Genomic DNA, 25,987 nt, shown 5'->3' on the forward strand with positions numbered 1-25,987 from the left:
GCCCGGGACCGGCGCGAGGCCCGGGACCGGCGCGAGGCCCGGGACCGGCGCGAGGCCCGGGACCGGCGCGAGGCCCGGGGCCGGCGCGAGGCGGGGCAAGGCCGGCGCCGGACCGACCGAGGCGGGGCAAGGCCGGACTCGGCACCCCTGGCCGCCTGGCGCTTGGGCACGGCCATCGGCACCGACCTGGACGGTGCGACGCGCGCGATGGCCGAGAGGCTCGGCGGGATCAAGCTCGGCACCTGACCTCGGGCAAAGCGTTTCGGACGATGATCCACTCGGGTTCCTTGAAGTCGGGGTGTCCGGCGTATTCGGACACCCCGATTTCAGTGAAGGCGAGTGGATCATCGTCCCGCACACGCCCGTGCGCCCACCGAACCAGGTCACACTAAACAAATCGGGCGGCCACGGTGGGCTGGCCGAACGGACCGCGCGGCTACGGCGGGCAGACCGGACGGACCGGTAGCCGGGCAGGGACCCGCCCGAGGCTGGGTCGAGGCCGAGGCTGGGTCGAGGCCGAGGCTGGGTCGAGGCCGAGGCTGGGTCGAGGCCGACGCGAGGCCGAAGCCGGCGGCCGGGACCGGGGCCGGAAAGGGCCGAGGCCGAGACCCGGGGCCGGAAAGGGCCGGGACCGGGACCGGAAAGGGCCGGGACCGGGACCGGAAAGGGCCGGGACCGGGACCGCTACCGCTACCGGGGCTGCGGCAGAGCGGGGGCTGAGCATCGCCGGGGCAAGGCCAGGCACGGCACCCCCTGGCCGCCTGGCGCTTGGGCACCTGACCTCGGGCAAGGCGCTTCGGACGATGATCCACTCGGGTTCCTTGAAGTCGGGGCGTCCGGCGTATTCGGACACCCCGACTTCATTGAAGGCGAGTGGATCAGCGCCCCGCACAGGCCGCAACTGGGCCGGCCGGAGCGCAAGGCCGCCAGGGGCCCCGCCGGGCGGCGCAAGGGGGCCGCCAGGGGGCGCCAAGGGGGCCGCCCCGGGGGGCAAGGGGACGAAGGCCGGAAACGCCGAGACGCCCCGGGGCGTCAGTGGCCCCGAGGCGTCTCGGAAGGTGAAGCGACGACCTGTCAGGCGCCGCCGCCGGGTGCGCCGTGGCACCGCTTGTACTTGCGGCCGGAACCGCACGGGCAGGGCGCGTTGCGGGACGGTCCGTTGCCGGCATCGACCTGCCCGGGTGCCGGGCGGCGGGCGGAGCCGGCGGCGACGGCCGGTCCGCTCATCCCGCTGGCCGGGCGCTGCGGTGCGGTGGGAGCGGTCGTGCCCGGTGCGGCCGGGGCGGCCGTGGCCCGCTGGCCGACGCCGAGAGCCGGCGCCTGCTGGTCGGCCTGCTCGACGACGACTCCGCCAGCACCCGCCTCACCGTCGACGGTGGGCGAGGAGTACTGGAAGCCCTGCTGCTGCGGCGTCCTGTTTAGTCCCTTCGCCCGCAGCTCGACCGGCTTCTCCAGCAGCTGGACCTCTTCCGCCTCCGGCTCCGGCTCGGCGACCTGGACCTCCAGGTTGTAGAGGAAGCCGACCGTCTCCTCCTTGATGCCGTCCATCATGGTGGCGAACATGTCGAAGCCCTCGCGCTGGTACTCGACGACCGGGTCGCGCTGGGCGTACGCACGGAGGCTGATGCCCTCCTGGAGGTAGTCCATCTCGTAGAGGTGCTCGCGCCACTTCCGGTCGATCACCTGGAGCAGGACCATCCGCTCGAGCTGCCGTACGGCCTCCTCGCCGAGCTGCTCCTCGCGCCGGTCGTACGCGGCGTTCGCGTCGTCCTTGAGGCGGCCGACCAGGAAGTCGGCGTCCATGCCGGCGCGGGAACCGCCGGCCTCCTCCTCCAGCTCCTCGACGGTCATACCGACCGGGTAGAGCTGCTTGAGGCTGGCCCAGAGCTGGTCGAGGTCCCAGTCCTCGCCGTACCCATCCGAGGTGGCACCCCGCACGTACGCCTCGACGACGTCGTCGATCATGTTGCGGACCTGCTCCGAGAGGTCCTCACCGTTGAGCACCCGCAGGCGCTCGGCATAGATCACCTGGCGCTGCTTGTTGAGCACCTCGTCGTACTTCAGGACGTTCTTACGAATCTCGGCGTTCTGGCCCTCGATCTGGGCCTGCGCGGTCTTGATCTGGCGGGTGACCATCTTCGACTCGATGGGCACGTCCTCCGGGATGTTGAAGCGCTCCATCACCGCCTCGACCGCGCCCGCCCGGAATCGCCGCATCAGCTCGTCCTGGAGGGAGAGGTAGAAGCGGGACTCGCCCGGGTCGCCCTGCCGGCCGGCACGACCACGCAGCTGGTTGTCGATCCGGCGGGACTCGTGCCGCTCGGTGCCCAGGACGTACAGGCCACCGGCCGCGGCGACCTCCTCCGCCTCGGTGTCGCAGGCCTGCTTCCAGGTGGGCAGGACCTCCTCCATCGCCTTGGCGTACTCCTCCTCGTTCTCCACCGGGTCGAGGCCGCGCTGGCGCAGCTCGTTGGCGGCGAGGAACTCGGCGTTACCACCGAGCAGGATGTCGGTACCCCGGCCGGCCATGTTGGTGGCCACCGTGACCGCGCCCTTGCGCCCGGCCTGGGCGACGATCTCCGCCTCCCGCGCGTGGTACTTGGCGTTCAACACGGCGTGCGGGATGCCGCGGCGACGCAGCAGCTGGGAGATGATCTCGGAGTTCTCCACCGAGACGGTGCCGACCAGCACCGGCTGCCCCTGCTCGTGCCGCTCGGCGATGTCCTCCACCACGGCGTTGAACTTGGCCTTCTCGGTCTTGTAGATGACGTCGGGCCGGTCCTGCCGGACCATAGGACGGTGGGTCGGGATGGTGACCACGCCGACCTTGTAGACCTTGTTGAACTCGCTCGCCTCCGTCTGGGCGGTACCGGTCATCCCGGACAGCTTCTCGTAGAGGCGGAAGTAGTTCTGGAGGGTGATGGTGGCCAGGGTCTGGTTCTCCTGCTTGATCTCCACCCCCTCCTTGGCCTCGATGGCCTGGTGCATGCCCTCGTTGTAGCGGCGGCCGTGCAGGATGCGACCGGTGAACTCGTCGACGATCAGGACCTCGCCCTCGTTGACGATGTAGTCCTTGTCGCGCTTGTAGAGCTCCTTGGCCTTGATTGCGTTGTTCAGGTAGCCCACCAGCGGGGTGTTCACCGACTCGTAGAGGTTGTCGATGCCCAGCCGGTCCTCGACCTTGGCCACACCCCGCTCGGTGACGGCGACGGTCCGCTTGGCGTAGTCGACCTCGTAGTCGCCCTCGCCGTCCGTGCCGGGCTGGAGCCGGGCGACGACTCCGGCGAATTCGCTGTACCAGCGGGCGGAGTGCTCGGCGGGACCGGAGATGATCAGCGGCGTCCGGGCCTCGTCGATCAGGATGGAGTCCACCTCGTCGACCACCGCGAAGTTGTGGCCGCGCTGGACCAGCTCATCCCTCGACCAGGCCATGTTGTCGCGCAGGTAGTCGAAGCCGAACTCGTTGTTGGTGCCGTAGGTGATGTCGCACTCGTAGGCGGCCCGGTGCTCGGAGGCCGGCTGGTTGGGCAGCACCACGCCGACGGTGAGCCCGAGGAAGTCGTGCACCCGGCCCATCCAGGCGGCGTCGCGCTGGGCCAGGTAGTCGTTGACCGTGACCACGTGCACGCCCTTGCCGGAGAGCGCGTTGAGGTAGACCGCCATGACCGAGGTGAGGGTCTTGCCCTCACCGGTCTTCATCTCGGCGATGTTGCCGAAGTGCAGCGCCGCACCGCCCATCACCTGGACGTCGTACGGCCGCTGGCCGAGCACCCGCGCCGCCGCCTCCCGCGCCACGGCGAACGCCTCCGGCAGCAGGTCGTCGAGGGTCTCGCCGTCGGCGAGCCGCTCACGGAACTGCAGGGTCATGCCGCGCAGTTCGTCGTCGGTGAGGTTGACGTAGTCGTCCTCGATCGAGTTGACGGCGGCGGCGATGGCCTTGAGGCGGCGCACCATGCGGCCTTCGCCCGCGTTAAGGACCTTTTCCAGAATCGACACGGATCAACGCTCCCCTAGACAGTCTCGAACCATCGTAGGCGCTACATCGGGCCGATGGTCACTGGTGGCGGTGGCTCGGTTCATCGGAAACCGACATACCTCGCGCCCAGCGCCGGATGCCGTGGATATCCGGTTACGCCGTGGGCGAACGATCCGGCACCATGCTCGGGTGGAGCCCACGGAGATCAGAGAAGACGGCCTGCTCTTGCGCCCGTGGCGGGCGGACGACGCGGAAGACGTGTTCCGTGCCTGCCAGGACCCGGACATTCAGCGCTGGACCACCGTGCCCAGCCCATACCTGACCGAACACGCCCACGGGTTCGTCACCGACTTCACCGCCGACGCCTGGCGGGAGGGCTCCGGCGCTCCGTTCGCGGTCTGCGACGCCGCCACCGGGGAACTGCTCGGCTCCTGCGGGCTCGTCGCGCTCGACACCCGCGCCGGCACCGGCGAGATCGGTTACTGGGCGGCGCCCTGGGCACGCGGCCTGGGCGTGACCACCCGGGCCGCCCGGGCCGTCGCCCGATGGGCGTTCGACACGCTGAAACTTCGCCGGCTGACCTGGCGGGCCGAGGTCGGCAACCATGCGTCGCGGCTGGTCGCGCTCCGGGCCGGATTCCGGATCGACGGGCGGCTCCGGCTCGCCGACCCGACCGCCGGCGGCCGGGCGGAAAGTTGGATCGGCTCGCTGCTGCCCGGGGAGGTGCCCGCGCCGAGCGCGCCTGGCCCCGCCGGTCCCGGCACCCTGGAGGCCCGCCGGGCCGCCGTCTTCGGCCGGCCGCAGCCTGTTCTCTTCACCATCGCCGGCGCCACGGAGCTACGGCTGCGTCCGCAGGAGGAGCGTGACCTCGACGCGGTCGTGCAGACCTGCCGCGACCGGGAGACCATCCGCTGGACCACCGTGCCGGACCCGTACGAGCGGTCGGACGCCGAGTCGTACCTCGCCTTCGCCCGCGACACCTGGGCCAGCGGCACCAGCGCGTGCTACGCCATCGCCGGCCCGGACGACAGCTTCGCCGGCACGGTCGACCTGCGGATCTCCCCCACCGACCCGCTGCTCGCCGACGTCGGCTACCTGGCCGCGCCGGCCGTCCGGGGCCGGGGGTTCGTGCCGGCCGCGCTCACCGCGCTCTGCACCTGGGGCTTCACCACGCTCGGGCTGGCCCGGATCGAGTGGCGGGCCAACGTCGGCAACACCGCCTCCCGCCGCGCCGCCGAGAAGGCCGGCTTCACCGTCGAGGGCACCGCCCGCGGTGGGCTCACCCACCGCGGCGAGCGGGTGGACGTCTGGACGGGCGCCCTGCTCCCGGGTGACCTCGCATGACGCCGGAGGTGATCGAGGCGTACGGGGTGCGCCTGCGGCCGTCCCGGCTCACCGACGTGGCGGACACGGCCGCCGCCTGCGCCGACCCGCTCATCCAGCGGTTCCTGCCCGGCCTGCCGAACCCGTACACCGAGGAGAACGCGCGGTGGTGGATCACCGAGGGCGCGCCGACGGCCTGGGCGACCGGCGGTGCGACGTACGCGATCGCCGACCCCACCACCGACCGGCTGCTCGGCACGGCCGGTCTCAGCCACCCGGTGGCGGAGCGCCGGCAGGCGGAGATCGGCTACTGGGTCGCGCCGTGGGCGCGCGGCCGGGGCGTCGCCACGGCCGCCACCCGCGCGCTGGCCGAGGCGGCCTTCGCCGCCGGCACCGTCCGGCTCGAACTGCTCACCCAGGAGGAGAACACGGCCAGCCAGCGGGTGGCGCTGGCCGCCGGGTTCTGGCACGAGGGCGTACGCCGGTCGGCCGGCCAGGGGCGGAACGATCGGCACGACCTGGTTGTCTGGGTACGCCTCGCCGACGACCCACCCGGGCCGACCCCGCGACAACTGCCCGATCTGCCGGACGGCACGCTGACCGACGGCGTGGTGACCCTGCGCCCGCTCGGCCCGGACGACGTCGACGTGATGTACCGGCTGCACACGCGGGCGGAGGTGGTGGCGAACCAGGCTCCGCCGGTACCGCCGGACCTCGCCACGATCGAGCGGCGCTGCCGGCTGGCGGCGAGCCAGTGGCTCACCGGCGAGCTGGCGAGGATGCTGATCCTGGACTCGGCGACGGGTGCCCCGGCCGGCAGCTGCGGGCTCTCCGTGAGCGACCCGGACGCCGGTGAGGGCGAGGTCGGCTACGCGTTGCTGCCGCGGTGGCGTGGTCGTGGGTACGCCACCCGTGCGCTGCGTCTGCTCGCCGGCTGGGCCTTCGGACCGGCCGGCCTCGCCCGGCTCACCGCCGGCACGATGCCCGACAACATCGCGTCGCATCGTGTCCTGGAGAACGTCGGCTTCCGCCGGGAGGGCCTCCTCCGGGGACGGCTTCCCGGCCTGGCCGGTACCCGGATCGACGATCTGGTCTTCGGCCTGCTGCCCAATGGGATCCGCTGACGGATCAGGGGGCCGTGGCGTCCACGGCCCCCTGATCGGTGTACGGCTCAGACGGCCAGCGAGATGATGCCGTAGTCGTACGCCCGGCGGCGGTAGACGACGCTGGGCCGACCGGACTCCTTGTCGAGGAACAGGTAGAAGTCATGGCCGACCAGTTCCATCTGGAACAGGGCGTCGTCGACGGTCATCGGCTCGGCCGGGTGCACCTTCTCCCGCGCGATGTGCCAGGGCTGGTCGTCGTGCTCCTCCTCGGTCTCGATTCGTTCCGCGACCGCGGTGGCGGCCCGGCCGTTGTCGCTCAACGCGCCGAGCGGGTCCGCCCCCAGGTCGGTGACCGGCAGGTCGGCGGTGGCCGCTGCGACGGAGAGGGGTGCGTGCCGGCCCCGGTGCACGCGACGCCGGTCGGCCGCCCGGCGCAGCCGGGTCTCGAGCTTGGCGATGGCCGCGTCCAGCGCCGAGTAGAAGTCGTTGGTGCAGGCCTCGGCGCGGATCACCGGGCCACGGGAGATGCAGGTGATCTCCACCCGCTGGCAATGGTCGGACTGGCGCGGATTGCGCTCGTGGAACAGTTCCACGTCGACTCGAATGAGTTTGTGATCGTAGCGTTCGATCTTGGCGAGTTTCTCGGCTACGTGCACTCGGTAATGGTCCGGAACTTCGACGTTTCGGCCCTTGACCACGATGTCCACGTGACCTCCCTGGCTCGGACGAATTTCGATAAGCGTCCGGTCGCTCGCCCCTAGGGATGAGGCCCCGCTCGGCGTCGACCGGTCGGTACGGCTACGCCTCCTTCCACCGCCGGGGGCGGTTGGGAAGACCTCCTACCCCCGACACGTTGACGCTAACTCCTGTTCTCTGGGCAGTCACCCCTGGTTGCGAAGAGCACCATGATTTCTCGCAGGTCCTACACCATCGGGTGAAACCGGAACACGAAGAGTTATCGCCGCTGTCGTTTTTCGGTGGCGGCGAGCACCGCGGCGACGGCGGGTGGCGACCCGATCGCGGTCAGTCTCCGGCTCACCGCGGCGAGGGTGACCCCCGTGGTCACGATGTCGTCGAGCACCACCACTGTCGCGTCCACCCGGCCGCCCCCGCCGCCCCGCCCGCCCGGACGGGACCGGAACGCGGCTTCGGCAGCGGCCGCCCGACCGGCGCTGTCCAGCGTCACCGAGTCGGGTCGGGGCAGCGCACGCAGCGGGCGGATCACCCGCACCGACCAGCCGGCCCGGCGCAGCCGGTCCGCGCAGTGCCGGGCGAGACGGTCCAGGTGGTCGCCGTATCGGGCGCGGGCCGCCGCCGCGGTGTCCGGAACCGGCACCAGCGTCACCGGGCGCACCGGTCCCACGGCCGCCGCGACCACCTCGGCGAGCAGTGCGCCGAGCGGCCGCGCCAGGCCGTGCCGGCCGTGCTCCTTGTACGCGAGCAGCGCCTCCCGCAGCGGGCCGGCGTACGGGCCGAGGGCGAAGCAGGGCGGCAGACCGGCTGGGGCGGGAGTCGGCCGCACCGACCGGGGGCGCAGCGCCCCGAGTGTCGACACGCACTCCGGGCAGACCCCGTGGCGCAGCCCTGGGCGGCGTTCCCGGCAGCCGGCGCAGTCGGCGGGCAGGACGAGGTCGCTGAGGTCCGCCCAGAGCCCGCCGAGGCCGCGCACGGCTCAGAACAGGAAGAAGGGAGCGGACGGATTGCCTGGGCGTACGCCGGCCGGCGGCGGCGAGACGCCGTGCAAGTGGCTCGGAAGGATCCGCTCGGCAGGTTTGGTCCGGTACGCGGACCCGCTCGCCTCGTACATGTAGGTCAAGGGCATCTGGACCGTGGGGTTGGCGGGGTACGCCGACAGGGTGGTCACCTTGGCCCGGGTGTCGGCCGCGAGCTCGGTCTGCAGTGAGCCGTCGACGCTGACCTCGTGGATCGCCGGGCGCGCGGCCGCCCCGGCCACGATCAGCTCGTTCTCGTCGACCCAGTCGACAGCCGAGATGCCGGTCAGCGAGGTGATCACCCGGCGGGACGGCCCGAGGGTCACTCCGCCCCCGTCGAGCAGCTTGACCGCCGCGACGTAGAGCGTGCCGTCGGCGATCAGCGCGACCCGCTGACCGTCCAGCGACACGGCGACCGCGGTCACCACGCCCGGGGGCAGGTTGAGCGCGATCTGGGTCATCGCAGCGTTTCCGTCGAACCAGTAGAGCTTGCCGTCTGCCACCACCAGCCCCTGCGGATGGCTGGGGTCGCTCGAGCGCAGCCATACCGGCCGGCCGATCACCTTGTAGGAGTTCGCGGCCTTGCCGAAGGTCGTCACCGGCGCGCGCCCGGTGCCGACGGTCAGCCGCTGCTTCTCCCCGGACGCGGTCACCACGAGCGCGGCGAGGATCTGCTCGCCGGAGCGGGCCAGCCCGGCGGACACCACGTTCCGGTTCGCCGCCTCGTCCAGCGGCACCTCGATGGGCTCACCGACAACGCTGAGCGAATGGATCGCCCCCTCGTACACGCAGTACCCCTGCGGCCCCTCCCGCAGCGGGTACAACTCCCGCAGCGAACGCCGCGCGGCCAGGTTCTCGACCTTCACCGGGTTGTTGCGGATCTTGAGCTCCAGCTCGCCGTCGAAGTCGTGCAACGACCAGGCGAGCTGGGTGATGAGCTGATCGATCTGTGTCCGGTCGTCACCGGGCATGTCCAGGTTGACCTCCCAGCGGCCGTGGCCACCGGTGGCGTTGTTGATCAGTTCGGTGCGGTCGGGGAGGCCCACCACGGCCGTGCGCAGCCAGTCCGACGGACCGTCGACCAGCCACTTGACCACCTCGTTGAGGCGCCGCTCCGTGGGCACCGTGTCCGGGAGGTAGCGCAGGTCGGGCACCAGCTGGGTGCGGTCCGAGCTCCAGAAGTAGATCGTCCGGCTGTCGTAGTAGTCCTGCAGGACGGTCTCGCTGACCAGCAGCACGTTCGGCGGCTCGATCACGTAGAGCCCGGCGCCGTCGTCGGTCGCGCCGGAGGGAGACGCATTACGTAGCCCGAACTCGTAGTGCGTCTCGCTGGACACGGGCGGGGCGAGCGTCCCGTCGGTCCGCAGGACGCCGACCTGCTGCACCCCGATGCTCACCTTGAAGCGGTCGTCGACACCGAACGTGACTCTCGGCGTATCGGTGAGCCGCACGACGGTGAGCTCGACCTCGCTGCCCCGCTTCTCCTGGAGCCGGCTGCGGTACTGCGGATCGATGAACTGCTTGACCCGGTAGTAGGCGCGGTCGGGCTCACCCGCCGCGGCTACGAGGAAGTTCTTGACGAACTCCTCCGGTATGATCGTCGTCGTCCGGGTCGGCGGTTCGCTCCCGGCGTTGACCGCGCCCGACTCCGCCGCCGGCTCCTTCCGCCGGTCGATCTGCACCTCGGTGCGCTCCGGGATGCCGCATCCGGTGAACCCGACGAGCGCCAGGGCCCCGCAGAGCGCCCCGACCATGAGACGTCCTCTCACGTACGCACCTCCGCCCGCGTAGCCTCCGTGTCGTCCGCCGGTCCGATCGTCAGCGCGCCGCCGGCGCCCGGGCCGATCGCCAGCGGAGCGGCGTCGCCCGGGCCACCGAAGGGCAGCCGGGCATCCTCGGGCACCAGGCGCAGCGGCGAGGTGGTCAGCCGGTCCCCGGCCCGCGCCGGCAGCGTGAGCCGGAACTGGGCGCCCTGGCCCGGCGCGCCCCACGCCTCCAGCCAGCCGCCGTGCAGCCGCGCGTCCTCCACGCTGATCGACAGGCCGAGTCCGGTGCCGCCGGTCTGCCGCGCCCGCGACGGATCCGCGCGCCAGAACCGGTTGAAGACCAGCTTCTCCTCGCCCGGCTTCAGCCCCACCCCGTGGTCACGCACGGTGACGGCCACCGCGGTCTCGTCCATGCCCAGACGGATCAGCACCGGCTGGCCCTCGCCGTGCTCGACCGCGTTTCCGACCAGGTTGCGCAGCACCCGCTCGACCCGGCGCGGATCCACCTCGGCGATCACCTCGTCCTCCGGCAGGTCCAACTCGATCGGTACGCCGACCCGCTCGGCCAGGCCGGTCAGCCGCTCCACCACCCGGTGCACGATCGGCACCAGATCGGTCGGCTCGGCGTCGAGCATGGCGAAGCCGGCGTCGAACCGGCTGATCTCCAGCAGGTCGGTGAGGAGCTCCTCGAACCGATCCAGCTCGGCCTGGAGCAGCTCGGCGCTGCGGGCCACCGCCGGGTCGAACTCGTCGCGCTCGGCGAAGATCAGGTCAGCGGCCATCCGGACCGTGGTGAGCGGCGTACGCAGCTCGTGCGAGACGTCGGAGGTGAACCGGCGCTGCAGGCGGGACATCTCCTCCAGCCGCAGGATCTGCCGTTGCAGGTTGGTGGCCATCTGGTTGAACGACGCGGCGAGCAGCGCCAGGTCGTCCTCGCCGTTGACCACCATCCGCTGGTCGAGCAGCCCCGCGGAGAGCCGCTGGGCGGTGCGGGCCGCCACCCGTACCGGGTTCACCACCAGCCGGGTGACCAGGGCCGCGAGCAGCCCGAGCAGCACCACCAGCGCTGCACCGGTCCCGACCACGGTGGCCCGGGCCTCGGCCGCCGTGGCGTCCTGCCGGGTCAGCGGCACGAGGTAGTAGAGCTCGATCTGGCCGAACTTGGTCGGCACCGGCGAGCCGTACGCCAGGTACTTGGTGTCCTGGGCGCCGGTGAGCCGGCCCGTGCCGATCTGGCTGGCCACGTTGCCGTCGGCGACCGCGGTCCGCAACTCCGGGCTGATCAGGGGGCCGACGTCGATCGCCGGGGCCGCCCGGGTCTGGATGACCCCGGGATGATCCTCCGCGGTGATCGCCACGACCACGCCGCTGGTCTGCTGGGGGTCGCCGCCGGCCAGGTAGTTGACCGTGCCCTCGATGGTCTGCTGGAGCTGGGCCTCCTGCGGCTGGCGGTAGAGGAGGACCTGTTTGGCCGTGTAGTCCGCGCCGCCCTCCAGCCGCAGCCGTACGTCGGTCTTGGCGTTCTCCAGCAGGATCCCGGTGATCTTGTCGGCGATCAGGTACGCGAAACCGCCCACCAGCAGGCTGGACGCCACCAGCGTGATGGTGACCACCCGGAACTGGAGGGACCGGCGCCACGTCCGGTGCACCCCGGCCACCAGCCGTGCGGTCCGCCCGGCGAGCGCACGCCACAGCTCACGACCGGCGCCGCGTCGGCGGGTCGTCGCTGTCTCCGGGGGCGGGAGCACGGGGGAGGCCACAGTGCGCCCCAGGCTATCCGGTGCCCGCCTTGTAGCCCACACCACGCACGGTGAGGATGATTTCCGGTCGCTCCGGATCTGGCTCGATCTTGGCGCGCAGGCGCTGCACGTGCACGTTCACCAGCCGCGTGTCGGCGGCGTGCCGGTAGCCCCAGACCTGTTCCAGCAGCACCTCGCGGGTGAAGACCTGCCGCGGCTTGCGGGCGAGGGCGACCAGCAGGTCGAACTCCAGCGGCGTCAGCTTCACCTCCTCGCCGTTGCGGCTGACCGTGTGGGCCGGCACGTCGATGCTGATCTGGTTGCCGGGCGGGCCGATGGTCAGCAGCTCCGGCGCGACGTCCTCGCCCCGGCGCAGCCGGGCCCGCATCCGGGCCACCAACTCCTTGGGCTTGAACGGCTTGACCACGTAGTCGTCAGCGCCCGACTCCAGCCCGAGCACCACGTCGACCGTGTCGCTCTTGGCGGTCAGCATGACGATCGGCACGCCGGACTCCGTCCGGATCGCACGCGCCACGTCGATGCCGCTCATTCCGGGCAGCATGAGGTCGAGCAGGACGATGTCGGGCCGGCTGTCGCGGAACGCGGCCAGTGCCCGCTCCCCGTCCGCGACGAAGGAGGGCAGGAAACCCTCGCTGCGCAGCACGATGCCAAGCATCTCGGCAAGCGCGGGGTCGTCGTCGACCACCAGAACCCGGGCTCTCATGGGATTAATCTTCCATCCCCATTCAATGTCGGTGGGACCGGCGCCACCCGGCACGGTACCGCCGCGGCAAGCTTGCCACAGCGTCCCCGGCACTGGGTGACCGCGCGCCGACGCCGACCTGCGGGTCCACCGGATCGGGCCGGGCGTGACACCATGATCCCCGCGTGCGCCGCCGCGCGCCACCACCGTTCGTCCAACAGGAGTACGTGTGCCCGACGCCGGCCCGATCGCCGTGCTCCCGCACCGCCCGCTCACCGTGGGCGAACTGCTCGACTCGGCCGTCCTGCTCCTGCGCGAGCAGGCCCGCGTACTGGTGCCGATCGCCTTCGTTCTCGCCGCCGCCGAGCAGTTCCTCGTGCTGCAACCGCTGCGGCTCGCGGCCGGCACGGTGCCGCCGATCTGGTGGCTGTCCGACGGGTCGTTCGCCGCGTACTGGGTGCTGCTCACGACCGGCGCGACGGCCGAGGCGATGATCATCGCGCTGCTCGGCAATCCGGCCGCCCGGGCCGGCGCGGCCGCGCTACTCGGCCGGACCGCCCGCCCCGGGGAGGTGCTGCGCAGGGCCGGCGGCCGCTGGGGTGCCACCGTCCTGTTCGCGCTCGTCGTCGGCGGCCTGATGGGCGTGGCGGCGTTCTGCGGACCGGTCTGGTTCGTGGGCGCCGCCCTGCTGGGGGCCGTCGCGCCGGCGCTCGTCGTGGACCGGGTGTCCCTGCCCCGCGTCCTGCCCCGTGCCACCGAGCTGGCCACCCGGTCCGGGATGCGCGCCGGCATGATCCGGCTGCTCGGGTACACCGGCTGGTGGATCCTCCGCGTCGGCCTGGCCAGCGGCGTCATCCTCGGGCTGTCCCAACTCGGCCTGGTCGACAGCCGCTGGGCACTGCCGGTCGCGCTGCTGGTCTGGGCCGCCGTGAACAGCATCGCCTATCCGGCACTCGCCTGCCTGGACGCCGTACTGCACCTGGAGACCCGGATCCGTACCGAGGGGCTGGACATCCTGCTCGCCCGCACCCCGGCCGGAACCCCGGAACCCGTCGTGCTGGCGGCCGACCGATGAGCTTCAGCCGGTGGTGGACGGAGACCACCGCGGCGCTCGGCGACCACGTCCCGCTGTCGTTGGTCACGGCGCTGCTCGTCGTCGCCGGGGTGGCGGCGGCGCTGGCCTGGTACACGTTCCCCGCCTGGGTTCCCCGCCGCCTGCCTGGACCACGGCTGCGCCTGCCCAGGATCGGACTACCGCGGATCCGGCTGCCCCGGCCACGCTGGCCCCGACTTCGCTGGCCCCGACTGCGACTGCGACTGCGGCCGCGTCGCCGCTCGGCTGCCAACAACGCCGCGCCGGCGGCCGAGCGGCCGCCGCCCGACGAGACGCCCGATCAGCTCACCGCCCATCTCTCGCTCGCCGACCGGCTCGCCGCCGAGGGGCGGTACGCCGAGGCGGTACGGGAGCGGCTGCGCGACATGATCCGCGAGCTGGCGGCGCGGCAGGTGGTGCCCGCCCAGCCGGGGCTCACGGTGCTCGAGGTCGGCTCGACGGCCACCCGGAACCGGCCGCACAGCGGCCCCCCGGTGGTGGCCGCCAGCCTGATCTTCTCCGAACTCTGGTACGCGCAGCGGCCGGCCACCGCCGACCACGACCGACGCATGCGGGAACTCGCCGCCGAACTGCACCGGGTGCTTGCCACCCCACCCCCGGTCGAGTCCGCCCCGGCGGACCTCGGCGACATCGCGACGGGTACCGACGGCGGGGCGGGGCCCGGTGGCGGCGTCGTGCCGGCGAACCCGGTGGCCGAGCAGTCCACCCTCGACGACCGGCCGGCCCCCCTGCGGGAGGAGCGATCGTGACCGCTGTTCCGCAGGCCACGGCCCGCCCGCAAACCGCCGCCGAACCGCCCGGCCCCGCACCGAGGCGGCGACGGCGCCGACACCGGTTGGTCATCCCGCTCGGACTGGTCGCCGCCCTGATCGGCACCACGCTGGTCACGCACGCGCTCGACCGCCCCGACCCCGACGACCGGGGTTACCTCTCTCCCGTGGAGAGCGGCGAGCACGGCGGCAGCCGCCTCGCCGACTCCCTGCGCCAGCGTGGCCTCACCGTCCGACGGGAGACCGACGCGCGCGCGGCCCTCTTGACCGCCCGTACCGGGCCGCCGGCCACCCTCTTCGTACCGGCGGCCGACCTCCTGCGATCGGAGACCCTGGCCCGGCTGCCCCGGCTGCCCGCCGGGACCCGGCTGGTGCTGGTCGACCCGTCCGTCCGAGTCCTCCTCGCCACCGGCGTCCCGGTGAATCGCACCGGCCGGCGCTGGGCGACGAAGGTGGTGGGCCCGCAGGCCGGCGGCACACCCTGCCCGCTCGACGAGCTGAGCCCGGTACGGCAGGCCGCCGCAGAACGCCAGCGGTACGCGCCGGACGCCGAGGTCGACGCGGACCTCTGCTTCTCCGCAGGGCTGGCGCGGCTGCCCGGAGCGGTCGAGACCGTACTCGTCGGAGCCGACGACCCGTTCCGCAACGACCGTTTCGGGGAGCAGGACAACGCGGCGTTCGCCACCGCGCTGCTCGGGGTGCACGCAACGGTCGTCTGGCTGGACCTGGACGGCCCTGAACCGCCCCTGCCGGCTCGTAGCAGTCCACCGCCGGTTGTGGACTCGCCCACCACCCCCGAAGCCGGCGCGGAGACCATGCCACCGGACGGCACCATGCAGGGCCGGCCCGGCACACCGGACGGCGCCTCCGGCGAGCGGCCACCCCGCAGCTCGGCCGGCGGACCGCCGCCGAACCCACTCTGGGGCGCGTTCCCGCTCTGGTTCTGGGCGATCCTCGCCCAACTGGCGCTCGCCCTGCTGCTGGCCGCCCTGTGGCGGGCCCGCCGGCTCGGTCCACCCGCGCCGGAACCGCTTCCCGTGGCCGTACGCTCGGCCGAGACGGCGTTCGGTCGAGCCCGCCTGTACCAGCGGGCCGGAGCCCGTGGACCGGCCGGACGTACCCTTCGCTCGGCCGCACTGGCCCGCCTGGTGCCCTGGCTCAACCTGCCGGTGGACGCGCCACAGGACCGGGTGGCCACGGCCGTGGCGGCGCGTACCGGCGGCGAGCCGGAGCAGATCGAGGAGCTGCTCTACGGTGACGACCCGGCCACCGACGAGGAGCTGCTCACCCTGGCCCGTTCGCTCGACACGGTGACCCGTGCCGTCGTGGCCTCCCCGCCCGAGCGGTCGCATCCCGTCCCATCGCCCCGAACCGACCCGACCGAAGGAGGACCGCGGTGACCCGACCTGCCGCAACCGCCGAGCCCCCGGCCACCGGCCCCGACGATGCCCGCGCCGCACTGCACCGGCTGCGCGCCGAGGTCGGCAAGGCAGTCGTCGGCCAGGACTCCGTGGTCACCGGGTTGGTGATCGCCCTGCTCTGCCGCGGCCACGTGCTGCTCGAGGGCGTACCGGGGGTGGCCAAGACCCTGCTGATCCGCACGGTGGCCACCGCACTGGACCTGGACTCCAAGCGGGTGCAGTTCACCCCCGACCTGATGCCCGGCGACGTCACCGGCTCGTTGATCTTCGATCCGCGCACCGCCGCGTTCACCTTTCGGGAGGGACCGGTCTTCACCAACCTCCTGCTCGCCGACGAGATCAACCGCACGCCGCCGAAGACCCAGTCGGCGCTGCTGGAGGTCATGGAGGAACGGCAGGTCTCGGTGGAGGGTGCCCGGCGTCCGCTGCCCGACCCGTTCATCGTGGCCGCCACCCAGAACCCGGTCGAGTACGAGGGCACCTACCCGCTGCCCGAGGCCCAGCTGGACCGGTTCCTGCTCAAGCTCACCGTCCCGCTGCCCAACCGGGAGGAGGAGCTGGGCGTACTGCGGGCACACCACGCCGGTTTCGACCCGCGTGACCTCGCCGCGGCCGGCGTACGGCCGGTGGCGACCGCCGCGGACCTGGCGGCCGCCCGCGCCGCGGTCGGTCGCGTCCACGTGGCCGACCCGCTCCTCGGGTACCTCGTCGACCTCTGCCGGGCCACCCGTACCACCCCCGCGTTGGAGCTCGGCGCCTCGCCGCGCGGCTCGACGGCGCTGCTGAACACCGCCAAGGCGTGGGCCTGGCTGGCCGGACGGGACCACGTGGTGCCGGACGACGTGAAGGCGGTGGCCCGGCCCACCCTGCGGCATCGGCTGCGGCTGCGGCCGGAGGTGGAGCTGGAGGGCGTGGGGGTGGACTCGGTGCTGGACGCGGTGCTCGCCACCGTGCCGACGCCGCGATGACCTGGCGGGCGGCGCTGCTGCTGGCGGCCGGGGCGCTGACCCTTCCGCTCTGGCCGTCGCCGTTCGCGGGCGTGCTGGTGATGACCGGCGGGGTGTTGCTGCTCGTGCTCGTCGACCGGATGCGGGCGGTCCCGCTGGCGGCGCTCAGCGCGGAACGGGAGGGGGACCGGACGGTCCGGCTCGGCGGCACGGCCACCGTCGCGCTTCGCCTCGGCAACGGTTCCGGGCGTACGCTGCGCGCCCAGGTCCGCGATGCCTGGGTGCCTTCGGCCGGCGCCCGCCCCGACCTGCCCCCGGACCGGATCGTCACGGTGCCACCCGGCGACACGTTGGTGCTGCCCACCCGGTTGACGCCGACCCGGCGCGGCGACCGCCCGGCGGTGGCCCTGACCATCCGCTCGTACGGGCCGATGCGGCTGGCGTTCCGGCAACGCTCCGGCCGCCCCGCCACGCCACCGTGGACGCTGCGGGTACTGCCCCGGTTCGACTCCCGCCGGCACCTGCCCGAGAAGCTGGCCCGGCTGCGGATCATCGACGGCACCCAGGTCACCCGCGGGCGCGGCCAGGGCACCGAGTTCGACACGCTGCGCGAGTACGTGGTCGGCGACGACATCCGGTCGATCGACTGGCGGGCCAGTGCCCGGCAGGCGGACGTACTGGTGCGCACCTGGCGGCCGGAGCGGGACCGGCGGCTGGTCTGCGTGCTCGACACCGGCCGCACCTCGGCGGTGCGGGTCGGCGACGAGCCCCGGCTGGACACCTCCATCGACGCCGCGTTGCTGCTCACGGCGCTCGCCGCCCGGGCCGGCGACCGCGTCGACCTGCTCGCCGCGGACACGGCGATCCGCGCCACGGTGACCGGCAGCGGCCGTCCGGCGCTGCTCCCCCGGCTGGTGCACGCGCTCGCCCCGCTCCAGCCGGCGCTGGTCGAGACGGACTTCGAACTGATCGCCGGCGAGATCCTGCGCCGGCAGCGTCAGCGCAGCCTGGTGGTGCTGTTCACCGCGCTGGAGGCGGGTGCCCTCGGCGAGGGCCTGCTGCCGGTGCTGCCCCGGCTGGCCGCGCGGCACCGGGTGGTGATCGCGGCGATCCACGACCCGGTGCTGACCACGATGACCACGACCCCGCCGGGCAGAGCGGCGGACGCCTACGCGGCGGCGGCCGGGTGGCGGGCGCTGGCCGAACGGGACCGGGTACGGGCCGCGTTGGCCCGCCACGGCGTCACCGTGGTGGACGCTCCCGCTGGTGCCCTCGCCACCCGCCTGGCCGACACCTACCTACGCCTTAAGGCCCAAGCCCAACTCTGACCCGACCGGCGCAGCTCACGTTGATCATGAAGCTATTGCGCGTCGCCTCGGCGTGTCACGACAACAACTTCATGGTCAACAGGGCCGGGGGCGGAGGGTGCGCCGGGGTCGGGGTGGGTGGCGCGCCGGCCGAGGACGAGGACGTACGCCAGGAAGGCGAGCCAGACGACGGCGCCGAGGCCGACGCGCAGCGGAACCGGCACCGGGGCCGGGGTGACGAACGCCTCGACGAACGCCGAGACCGCGAAGACGCCGACCAGACCGCGCGCCACCACGATCGCCGAACGGCCGGCCCGAGCGACCGCCTGGCCCCTGGTCAGCTCGGCGGGCGGCGAGATCCACGCCCAGCCCGTACGCAGACCGACCCCGGCGGCCACGAAGACCCCGGTCAGCTCCAACAGTCCGTGCGGGGTGATGAGGCCGAAGAAGACGTCCGACCGGCCGTACGAGATCATCACGCCACCGACCACCCCGATGTTGAGCGCGTTCTGCCAGAGCAGGTAGAACACCGGCACGATCAGCACCCCGGACGCCAGGCACTGCGCGGCGATCCAGGCGTTGTGCGTCCAGAGGTGGAAGGCGAAGGTCGGCGCGGAGAACTCCGTGTAGTAACCGGCGAAGCCCGACTCGACCAGGTCGGCCGCCGCGTCGTCACCGATGAACGCGGCGGCGGTGTCCGGGTTGCCGGCGACGAACCACATCAGGAAGAAGCTGAGCAGGCTGAAGGCGGTCGCCACCGCGCACCACCAGGGCCAGGCCCGGTAGACCGCACCCGGAAAACCGGCGAGCAGGAACCTGGTGACCGCCGACAGGGACGGGCGGGACCGGCCGGTGATCCGCGCCCGGGCCCGCAGCACCAGCTGAGAGAGCTGACTGACCAGCGCGGGGTCGGGTGAGCGGCTGCGCAGAACGGAGAGCTGGGTGGCCGTCCGCTGGTAGAGGGCGATGAGTTCGTCGACCTCCTCGGCGTCGAGACGGCTGCGCTGACACAGCGCCTCGAGACGCCGCCACTGTCCGCCGTGCTCCGCGACGTACGCGTCGAGATCCACATGCACCTCCGTGCGGGGATCATAGTGTTCACTGTCGGGGTGAGCGCGCAACCACCACCTCCGGCCCGTACCCGCCCCGCTGACCGGGCCGTGCCGTGGAGCGACGCCGGCCTGGTCAGCGGCGAGGCGGTGGCGCTGGAGGTCCGGGTCGCCCGGCTCGGCTCGCGGGTGCTCGCGCTGCTGCTGGACGTCCTGACCCAGCTGGCGGCCGCCCTGGTGCTCTCCGTGCTGATCACGCTGCTCTTCGCCGCTCTGCCGTTCGAGCTGGTCGACGCGGCGCTGAACAGCGCCACCGGCACCCTCGCGCTGGTCCTCGTGCTGGTCGGCTACCCGGTGCTGATGGAACGCTTCAACAATGGCCGGACGGTGGGCAAGCTCGCGGTCGGCCTGCGGGTGATCAGCGCCGACGGCGGCCCGGTCGAGCTCCGGCAGTCGCTGACCCGGGCCCTGGTCGGCGTCGCCGTGGAGTGGCCCGGCCTCATCCTGCCGCTGATCAGCTGGGTGGCCGGGGTGACGGTCATGCTCACCGACCGGCGGGGACGGCGCCTCGGTGACCTGGTGGCCGGCACGCTGGTCGTGCACACCCGCACCGCGTCCGTGTGGCGGCCCATCCCGACCGCGGTGCCACCGCTGGTCGGCTGGGCGTACACGCTGGACCTGAGCCGGCTCGACGACAAGCTCGCGCTGGCCGCGCGGCAGTACCTGGCGCGGGTGCACCTCTTCGCGGAGCCGGCGCGGACCCGGCTGGCTCGCGGGCTCTGGGCCGAGGTGGCCGAGGCGGCCGCGGTGACCACGCCGCCGCCGCCGCTGGCCGCGCCGGAGACCGTCTACCTGGCCGCCGTGCTCCGGGAACGGCACCGCCGGGCGGTGCAGCGGCTCCATCGGACCCGGGCGGTGACCTCGGCGCTCTGGCCGGAGCTGGTTCCCTCCCCGCCGATCATGCCGATCCGTCCGGCCTCACCGGAGCCGCCGACGACCGGCCGGGCAACGCCGAGCGAACCCGGTGTTCCGGTGCTGCGCCCGGCGGCCGCACCGCCCAGCCAACCCGACGCTCCGGCCGTACGCCCGGCAACCGTTGCCGGCGAGCGACCCGGTGCCTGACCGGCGGCCACGGTCCCTGGACGCGGACGGCGCCGGCCGGCGGGCCGCGCGGAGCGCCGGCGTCCGGCAACTGTGGGAGGATCCGGAACCGTTCCTACGCGCAGACAGGACGACCGTGCCCGACGAGCTGTTCACTTGCACCGCCGCGTCCGCCCCGCTGGTGCCGGGAGGGCGACCGTGAGGGGCTTCGGCCCGTGGCTGGCGGTGCTGGCCGTGGTGTTCCTGCTGAGCGCGCTGCGGTTGCGGGCGCTGGCCACCGCGGTCTCGTTGGCCTGGCTCGCCTGGTGCGTCTGGACCTGGGTCCGCCCGAGCCGCCGCGGCCCTGGTTGACACCTCCGTAAACGCGAACCGGGCCGGCCGCTCGCGCGGCCGGCCCGGTAGACGTCGGGTCAGTAGCGGTAGTGCTCCGGCTTGAACGGGCCCTCCACCGGCACACCGAGGTAGGCGGCCTGCTCCTTGCTGAGCGTGCTCAGCTTGGCGCCGAGCGCGTCCAGGTGCAGCCGGGCGACCTTCTCGTCCAGGTGCTTGGGCAGCACGTAGACGCCGATCGGGTACTCGTCGGTCTTGCTGAAGAGTTCGATCTGCGCGATCGTCTGGTTCGAGAACGAGTTCGACATGACGAAGCTCGGGTGGCCGGTGGCGTTGCCCAGGTTCAGCAGACGGCCCTCGGAGAGCACGATGATCGCGTGGCCGTCGTCGAACCGCCACAGGTCGACCTGCGGCTTGATGTTCTCGCGCTGGACGTCCGAACGCTTGGCCAGGCCGGCCATGTCGATCTCGTTGTCGAAGTGGCCGATGTTGCCCACGATGGCCTGGTGCTTCATCCGGGCCATGTGCTCGTGGGTGATGACGCTGAAGCAGCCGGTGGCGGTGACGAAGATGTCCGCCCGCTCCACGACGTCGTCCAGGGTGGCCACCTGGTAGCCGTCCATCGCGGCCTGCAGCGCGCAGATCGGGTCGACCTCGGTCACCACGACTCGGGCGCCCTGGCCGCGCAGCGACTCGGCGCAGCCCTTGCCGACGTCGCCGTAGCCCATCACGACGGCCATCTTGCCGCCGATCAGCACGTCGGTGGCCCGGTTGATGCCGTCGATCAGCGAGTGCCGGCAGCCGTACTTGTTGTCGAACTTGCTCTTGGTCACCGAGTCGTTGACGTTGATGGCCGGGAAGAGCAGCGTGCCTTCGCGCTGCATCTCGTAGAGGCGGTGGACGCCGGTGGTGGTCTCCTCGGTGACGCCCTTGATGCCGGCGGCGATCCGGGTCCAGAGCTGGCCGTCCTCGGCGAGCGTGCGGTGCAGCAGGCCGAGGATGACGGCGTACTCCTCGGAGTCGGCGGACTCGACGGGCGGTACGACGCCGGCCTTCTCGAACTCCGCGCCCTTGTGCACGAGCAGGGTGGCGTCACCGCCGTCGTCGAGGATCATGTTCGGGCCCTGCCCGTCCGGCCAGGTGAGCACCTGCTCGGTGCACCACCAGTACTCCTCGAGCGTCTCGCCCTTCCAGGCGTAGACCGGGACGCCGGCCGGGGCGTCGGGGGTGCCGTTCGGGCCGACCACGATCGCCGCGGCGGCGTGGTCCTGGGTGGAGAAGATGTTGCAGGAGGCCCACCGGACCTGCGCACCGAGCGCGACCAGGGTCTCGATCAGGACGGCCGTCTGGATGGTCATGTGCAGCGATCCGGTGATCCGCGCGCCGGCCAGCGGCCGCGCCTCGGCGAACTCGCGACGGATCGCCATCAGCCCGGGCATCTCGTGCTCGGCGAGCCGGATCTCCTTGCGCCCGAACTCGGCGAGCGACAGATCCGCCACCTTGTAGTCGCCGCCCGCGACGGTGTTCGGCCGGGCCTCGGACGGCGTACCGCTGGCCGCCGGGAGGGTGCTGGTCATGGAAGCTCCTGTCGGACGATGTGCTGCACGACCCTCCACCTTACGCGCGCGGATGTACGGGCACCCCGGCCGCCCGGAGACGCGGAAAACCCGGACAGCGCACGGGGCGGTCGGTAGTGAACGGACTTTCCGTCCACCAGCCGGCCGCCCCGCGCATCCCCCCGGTTTGGTTCCCCGCGCGTTCTCGGACCGTCGTCGCGATAACGCTGCGTACCCATAGAGTCACACTGCGCTAGGGGTACGTCAAGCTATTCCGGAAAAGTCGGACTTGCAGATTCCGTTGCCGGAGCTGCCAGGCCGGCCCGGTTCGGTCAGCTCACACCGTTCGGTCAGCTCACGCCGTTCGGTCAGCTCACGCCACTGGAGGCGATGTACACCTCGCCGGACCCGCTGATCCGCAACGGCCCACCGGCCGCGCCGCCAATCGCGGCCTGACCGCCCTCCAGCTTCAGCGCGCCCGTGCCGTCGTCCACGGTGACCGGGCCGGTCACGCAGAGCACCACCCGGGGCCCGTCGACGGCGAGCTCCACCTCCGGCACCTCGCCACCCACGGTCACCCGCTGCAACGCGAAGTCGTCCACCGGCACCCGCCAGCACTCCACCCCGGGGCCGACCGGCCGTGCGGCCACCACCGGCTCGTCGAGCACCTCGAAGCGCAGCACCCGCAGCAACTCGTCGACGTCCACCCGCTTCGGGGTGAGGCCACCACGCAACACGTTGTCGCTGGCCGCCATGATCTCCACCCCGCTGCCGCGCAGGTAGGCGTGCAGGTTGCCCGCGGGCATCCAGATCGCCTCGCCCGGGACCAGCCGGACGTGGTTGAGCAGCAACGCCACCAGCACACCCGGGTCGGCCGGATACTCGGCCGCCAGCGACCGGGCCAGCTCGGCGTCCGGCCCCTCGACCGGCGCGGCCACCACCGCGGCCACCAGCCCGGCCCGGTCCTCCTGCGGCCACGTCAGCAGCGTGCGGACCGCCGTACGCAGCCCTGCCAGGCCGGTGCGCAGCGCCGTCACCACCGGCTCCAGCGACGGTACGCCGAACGCGGCGAGCGCCCGAGCGGACTCTTCCGGTTCACGGAACCCGCAGAGCGCCTCGAACGGCGAGAGCGCGACCAGCAGCTCCGGCTTGTGGTACGGGTCCACGTAGTTGCGCTCCGCGGCCGGCCGGGCGAGGTCCGCCGCGTGACCGGCCCGCGCCTGCTTCGCGTCCGGATGCGCCTGAAGGCTCAGCGGCGCATCAGCCGCCAACACCTTGAGCAGGAAGGGCAGTCGAGTGCCGAAACGGTTGAGCACCGGTCGGCCGAGCCAGTGCTCCGGCTCCGCCGCCAGTACGTCGAGCAGGCTGACCCGTTCGCCGTTGCGCTCGATGGCGGCCGGGTCACCCGGGTGGGCGCCGAGCCAGAGTTCGGCCTCGGGGCCCTCGCTCGGCACCGAGCGCCCTTGCAGGGCGGCGATGGCCGAGCGCGATCCCCAGGCATAGTCCCGAACAGGGCCGTACAACAGTTCCACTTGTTTCAGCTCCCCGGCCTCTCGGCCGTCTCGTCCGCCGCGTGCTGCGTCGGCGGTGCCGCGGTTCGCGACGCGGACCCGGTGCCCGCGCGCTCAGCGGCCGCGCTGTAGATGTCCGGTTCGAGGTAGATGACCCGCGCGATCGGCACGGCGGCGCGGATCCGCGCCTCGACGGTGTTGATGCCGCGCGCCACCTCCTCGGCGGACTCGCAGGCTGACACCCCGATCTTCGCGGCGACCATCAGCTCCTCCGGGCCGAGGTAGAGCGTCTTCATGTGGATGATCCGCTCGACCTCCGGTCCCTCGGTCACGGCCCGCTCGATGGCGGCCAGGTCGTGCGCCTCGGCACCCTCACCGAGCAGCAGACTCTTCGTCTCGACGGCGAGCACCACCGCGATGGTGACCAGCAGGAGGCCGATCATGGCGGTGCCCAGCGCGTCCCATTTGCCGTTCTCGGTCACCAGGGTCATGCTCACGCCGAAGAGCGCGAAGACCAGACCGATCAGCGCGCCGAAATCCTCCAGCAGCACCACCGGCAGCTCCGGCGCCTTGGCCCGGCGGATGAACCTCACCCAGGACTGGTTGCCACGGAGCGGGTTGGACTCCTTGATCGCGGTACGGAAGGAGAACGACTCCAACGTGATCGCGATGAGCAGAACCCCCACCGGCACCCAGTGGTACCTGGTGATCGCCTCTGGGTGCTGGAACTTGTGGTACGCCTCGTACAACGCGAAGAGGCCACCGACGCTGAACAGCACGATGGCGACGATGAACGCGTAGATGTAGCGCTCACGGCCGTAGCCGAACGGGTGCTGCGGGGTGGCTTCCCGCTTGGCCCGCTTGCCGCCGAGCAGCAGCAGCCCCTGGTTGCCCGAGTCGGCCACCGAGTGGATCGCCTCCGCCAGCATCGACGACGAGCCGGTCAGCAGGAACGCGATGAACTTCGTGACGGCGATGCCGATGTTGGCCAGCAGGGCCGCGATGATCGCCCTGGTCCCGCCTTCAGCGCTCACGCCACCGCTCCGCCGCGCTTCGCGGCACCGTGAGCCGCACCGAGCCGAACGGTCCGCTCACCGCGTCCGCTCACGCCGCCGCTCGGCTGCGCCGTGCGAGGCCGCCGGCCGCGGATCTCCCGCGCCGGCCACCAACGTCCGATCACTGGTTCGACAGCTCCTTCATTTCGGTGATGGCGGGCACCGCCATCGGGTCCAGCCCGTGGGCCAGGGCCAGGTAGATCGAGGCGAAGTCCGGAACCGCGGTGAGCGAGGCGAGCCGCTCCAACGCGGAGCCACCCTCGGCGGTCACCACGTCACACCGGACGCCACGACGATCGGCCAGGGTCTGCACCGCCTCGGCGCGGCGTTCCTCGACGGCGAGTGGTTCATCGGCGTCGTCCTCGGCGTTCAACCCGCCGTCGCGCAGCAGCACCAACCGCAGCCGGGTCGCGTCGCCGAGGGTCTCGTCCGGGTCGGCGAAGATGTCCCGGTCGCCCTCCACGAGGCCGCCGAAGACGCCGTCGAGCAGCCCGACCCGGCCCCGCCCGGCCTCACCCAGCGCCCCGGTCACGACGGGGTACCGCGCGTTCGCCGAGAGGGTGTCGCCGAAGCGGCGGGCCGCGACGGTGGCCAGCGGTGACGAGCCCCAGACGATCGGGATGGACCCGGCCAGTCCCAGGGCCAGCGACTTCGCCGGGTTCACGAACGACTCGGCGGTGGGTCGGCACCGGTCGGCGTCCGCGTCGAGCCGGGCCGCGGTCTCGGCCAGGTCCGCCTCGTTGACCTTGACCAGCCCGAGCGTACGGGCGGCGAGCAGCACCGGCACGGTGAGCGCCCAGAGGCTGGCCCGGGCCGGGGCGCGTCGCGGCACCGGGATGAACGGCGCGCGAGCCCGTTCGGCGACCGACTGGAGTTGGGAATCGGGGGCACCGACCGCGACCAGCCGCGCGCCACGCCGGTGCGCCGCCTCCGCGGCACCCAGCGCCTCGGGGCTGCGACCGGAAGCGCTCACCGCGATGACCACGTCGGCCGCGCCCACCCAGCCGGGCACGCCCGCGCTGCGGTGCGGGATGACCGGCACCGGGCAGCGCGGTCCGGCGACCGTCGCGAGGACGTCACCGGTACGGCCCGCGGTGCCGATGCCGGCGATGACCACGGCCCTCGGCCGCCCCTCGTCGGCCAGCACGGACAGGTTCGCCTCGGCGGCGAGCGCAGCGGACTCGCGGACCTGCGCGCCGGCCGCGGCGGTGTGCCGCAGCATGCCGCCCGGGTCGCGTTCGGAGAGCGCGTCGGCGTCGTCGAGCAGGGCCTCGTCGGCTTCCCGGTGGCCGCTGACCCCGGCGGTTCCGTCGATCACGACTGCTGCCCCGGGCCGCCGCGCGCCTCGTCCAGCAGCAGCACCGGCACGTCGTCGCGCACCTCGAAGATCCGGCCACATTCGGTGCAGGTCAGCGTCTGTGCCTGCGCGTCGTAGTTCAGCGGTGCGTGATGCGTGTCCGGACAGGCGAGTATCTCGAGCAACTGCGGATCCAGGGCCACG

General features: G+C 72.6%; 22 protein-coding genes. 10 read left to right on the forward strand and 12 right to left on the reverse strand.

The window, feature by feature from the left end:
* The coding region (locus ABZS42_RS09695) for a hypothetical protein (RefSeq protein ID WP_355143519.1) at positions 1-246 on the forward strand (246 nt) is incomplete at its 5' end.
* 828 nt (positions 247-1,074) lie between these two features.
* On the opposite strand, the gene secA is transcribed toward ABZS42_RS09695, so the two are convergent.
* A complete protein-coding gene (secA, locus tag ABZS42_RS09700) occupies positions 1,075-3,996 on the reverse strand; it encodes a preprotein translocase subunit SecA (protein WP_355143520.1) in 2,922 nt (973 codons plus the stop codon).
* Positions 3,997-4,165: 169 nt separating this feature from the next.
* On the opposite strand from secA, the gene ABZS42_RS09705 reads away from it, so the two are divergent.
* Positions 4,166-5,320 carry a GNAT family N-acetyltransferase gene (locus tag ABZS42_RS09705; RefSeq protein WP_355143521.1) on the forward strand — a complete coding sequence of 385 codons (1,155 nt, stop codon included), beginning with the start codon at positions 4,166-4,168 and terminating at the stop codon, positions 5,318-5,320.
* Positions 5,317-6,423 (forward strand): GNAT family N-acetyltransferase, encoded by a 1,107-nt coding sequence (locus ABZS42_RS09710; protein WP_355143522.1) that lies wholly within the window; start codon positions 5,317-5,319, stop codon positions 6,421-6,423. Before ABZS42_RS09705 ends, ABZS42_RS09710 begins: the two co-directional genes overlap by 4 nt.
* A gap of 47 nt (positions 6,424-6,470) precedes the next feature.
* Here ABZS42_RS09710 and raiA read toward each other — a convergent pair whose 3' ends face one another.
* The 5 genes from raiA to mtrA form a co-directional block, all read right to left on the reverse strand.
* Positions 6,471-7,112 carry a ribosome-associated translation inhibitor RaiA gene (raiA, locus tag ABZS42_RS09715; RefSeq protein WP_355143523.1) on the reverse strand — a complete coding sequence of 214 codons (642 nt, stop codon included), beginning with the start codon at positions 7,110-7,112 and terminating at the stop codon, positions 6,471-6,473.
* 248 nt (positions 7,113-7,360) lie between these two features.
* Positions 7,361-8,074 (reverse strand): ComF family protein, encoded by a 714-nt coding sequence (locus ABZS42_RS09720; RefSeq protein ID WP_355143524.1) that lies wholly within the window; start codon positions 8,072-8,074, stop codon positions 7,361-7,363.
* Positions 8,075-8,077: 3 nt separating this feature from the next.
* On the reverse strand, positions 8,078-9,871 hold the full coding sequence (locus tag ABZS42_RS09725) for an LpqB family beta-propeller domain-containing protein (RefSeq protein ID WP_355143743.1): 1,794 nt from the start codon (positions 9,869-9,871) through the stop codon (positions 8,078-8,080).
* An 11-nt stretch (positions 9,872-9,882) separates the two neighbouring features.
* A complete protein-coding gene (mtrB, locus tag ABZS42_RS09730) occupies positions 9,883-11,643 on the reverse strand; it encodes an MtrAB system histidine kinase MtrB (RefSeq protein ID WP_355143525.1) in 1,761 nt (586 codons plus the stop codon).
* 13 nt (positions 11,644-11,656) lie between these two features.
* Positions 11,657-12,346, reverse strand: a complete 690-nt coding sequence (mtrA, locus tag ABZS42_RS09735) for an MtrAB system response regulator MtrA (protein ID WP_076471249.1) — start codon at positions 12,344-12,346, stop codon at positions 11,657-11,659.
* Between the two features lie 208 nt (positions 12,347-12,554).
* Here mtrA and ABZS42_RS09740 point away from each other — a divergent pair, with 208 nt between their 5' ends.
* Genes ABZS42_RS09740 through ABZS42_RS09760 form a run of 5 tightly spaced genes read left to right on the forward strand, consistent with a single transcriptional unit; the run spans position 12,555 to position 17,905 of the window.
* The gene (locus ABZS42_RS09740; RefSeq protein ID WP_355143526.1) at positions 12,555-13,400 is read left to right on the forward strand and encodes a hypothetical protein; all 846 of its coding nucleotides are present in this window, start codon (positions 12,555-12,557) and stop codon (positions 13,398-13,400) included.
* Positions 13,397-14,188, forward strand: coding sequence for a DUF4129 domain-containing protein (locus ABZS42_RS09745; protein ID WP_355143527.1), 792 nt, complete (start codon positions 13,397-13,399; stop codon positions 14,186-14,188). The genes ABZS42_RS09740 and ABZS42_RS09745 overlap by 4 nt, the downstream gene beginning before the upstream one ends.
* Positions 14,185-15,609: a DUF4350 domain-containing protein gene (locus ABZS42_RS09750; RefSeq protein ID WP_355143528.1), complete on the forward strand. Its 1,425-nt coding sequence runs from the start codon at positions 14,185-14,187 to the stop codon at positions 15,607-15,609. The genes ABZS42_RS09745 and ABZS42_RS09750 overlap by 4 nt, the downstream gene beginning before the upstream one ends.
* Positions 15,606-16,598, forward strand: coding sequence for a MoxR family ATPase (locus ABZS42_RS09755; RefSeq protein ID WP_355143529.1), 993 nt, complete (start codon positions 15,606-15,608; stop codon positions 16,596-16,598). The genes ABZS42_RS09750 and ABZS42_RS09755 overlap by 4 nt, the downstream gene beginning before the upstream one ends.
* Complete coding sequence (locus ABZS42_RS09760; RefSeq protein ID WP_355143530.1) at positions 16,595-17,905, forward strand: DUF58 domain-containing protein; 1,311 nt, start codon at positions 16,595-16,597, stop codon at positions 17,903-17,905. Before ABZS42_RS09755 ends, ABZS42_RS09760 begins: the two co-directional genes overlap by 4 nt.
* A 32-nt stretch (positions 17,906-17,937) precedes the next feature.
* Here the strand turns inward: ABZS42_RS09760 and ABZS42_RS09765 are convergent, their stop codons facing one another.
* Entirely contained in the window at positions 17,938-18,954 is a 1,017-nt protein-coding gene (locus ABZS42_RS09765; protein WP_355143531.1) for a stage II sporulation protein M, read from the reverse strand.
* A gap of 39 nt (positions 18,955-18,993) precedes the next feature.
* Here ABZS42_RS09765 and ABZS42_RS09770 point away from each other — a divergent pair, with 39 nt between their 5' ends.
* Positions 18,994-20,055, forward strand: coding sequence for an RDD family protein (locus tag ABZS42_RS09770; RefSeq protein WP_355143532.1), 1,062 nt, complete (start codon positions 18,994-18,996; stop codon positions 20,053-20,055).
* A 177-nt stretch (positions 20,056-20,232) separates the two neighbouring features.
* A complete protein-coding gene (locus tag ABZS42_RS09775; protein WP_175649223.1) occupies positions 20,233-20,385 on the forward strand; it encodes a hypothetical protein in 153 nt (50 codons plus the stop codon).
* Positions 20,386-20,444: 59 nt separating this feature from the next.
* Here ABZS42_RS09775 and ahcY read toward each other — a convergent pair whose 3' ends face one another.
* The 5 genes from ahcY to ABZS42_RS09800 form a co-directional block, all read right to left on the reverse strand.
* On the reverse strand, positions 20,445-21,941 hold the full coding sequence (ahcY, locus tag ABZS42_RS09780) for an adenosylhomocysteinase (RefSeq protein WP_355143533.1): 1,497 nt from the start codon (positions 21,939-21,941) through the stop codon (positions 20,445-20,447).
* Positions 21,942-22,288: 347 nt separating this feature from the next.
* A complete protein-coding gene (gene manA / locus ABZS42_RS09785; RefSeq protein ID WP_355143534.1) occupies positions 22,289-23,452 on the reverse strand; it encodes a mannose-6-phosphate isomerase, class I in 1,164 nt (387 codons plus the stop codon).
* 5 nt (positions 23,453-23,457) lie between these two features.
* Positions 23,458-24,465 carry a cation diffusion facilitator family transporter gene (locus ABZS42_RS09790; RefSeq protein ID WP_355143535.1) on the reverse strand — a complete coding sequence of 336 codons (1,008 nt, stop codon included), beginning with the start codon at positions 24,463-24,465 and terminating at the stop codon, positions 23,458-23,460.
* Positions 24,466-24,607: 142 nt separating this feature from the next.
* On the reverse strand, positions 24,608-25,804 hold the full coding sequence (locus ABZS42_RS09795; RefSeq protein ID WP_355143536.1) for an SIS domain-containing protein: 1,197 nt from the start codon (positions 25,802-25,804) through the stop codon (positions 24,608-24,610).
* A complete protein-coding gene (locus ABZS42_RS09800) occupies positions 25,801-25,986 on the reverse strand; it encodes a Trm112 family protein (protein WP_076471238.1) in 186 nt (61 codons plus the stop codon). The genes ABZS42_RS09795 and ABZS42_RS09800 overlap by 4 nt, the downstream gene beginning before the upstream one ends.
* Position 25,987 lies beyond the last annotated feature (1 nt).

The organism is Micromonospora sp. NPDC005367 (genome assembly GCF_040606825.1).
Classification (GTDB): domain Bacteria; phylum Actinomycetota; class Actinomycetes; order Mycobacteriales; family Micromonosporaceae; genus Micromonospora.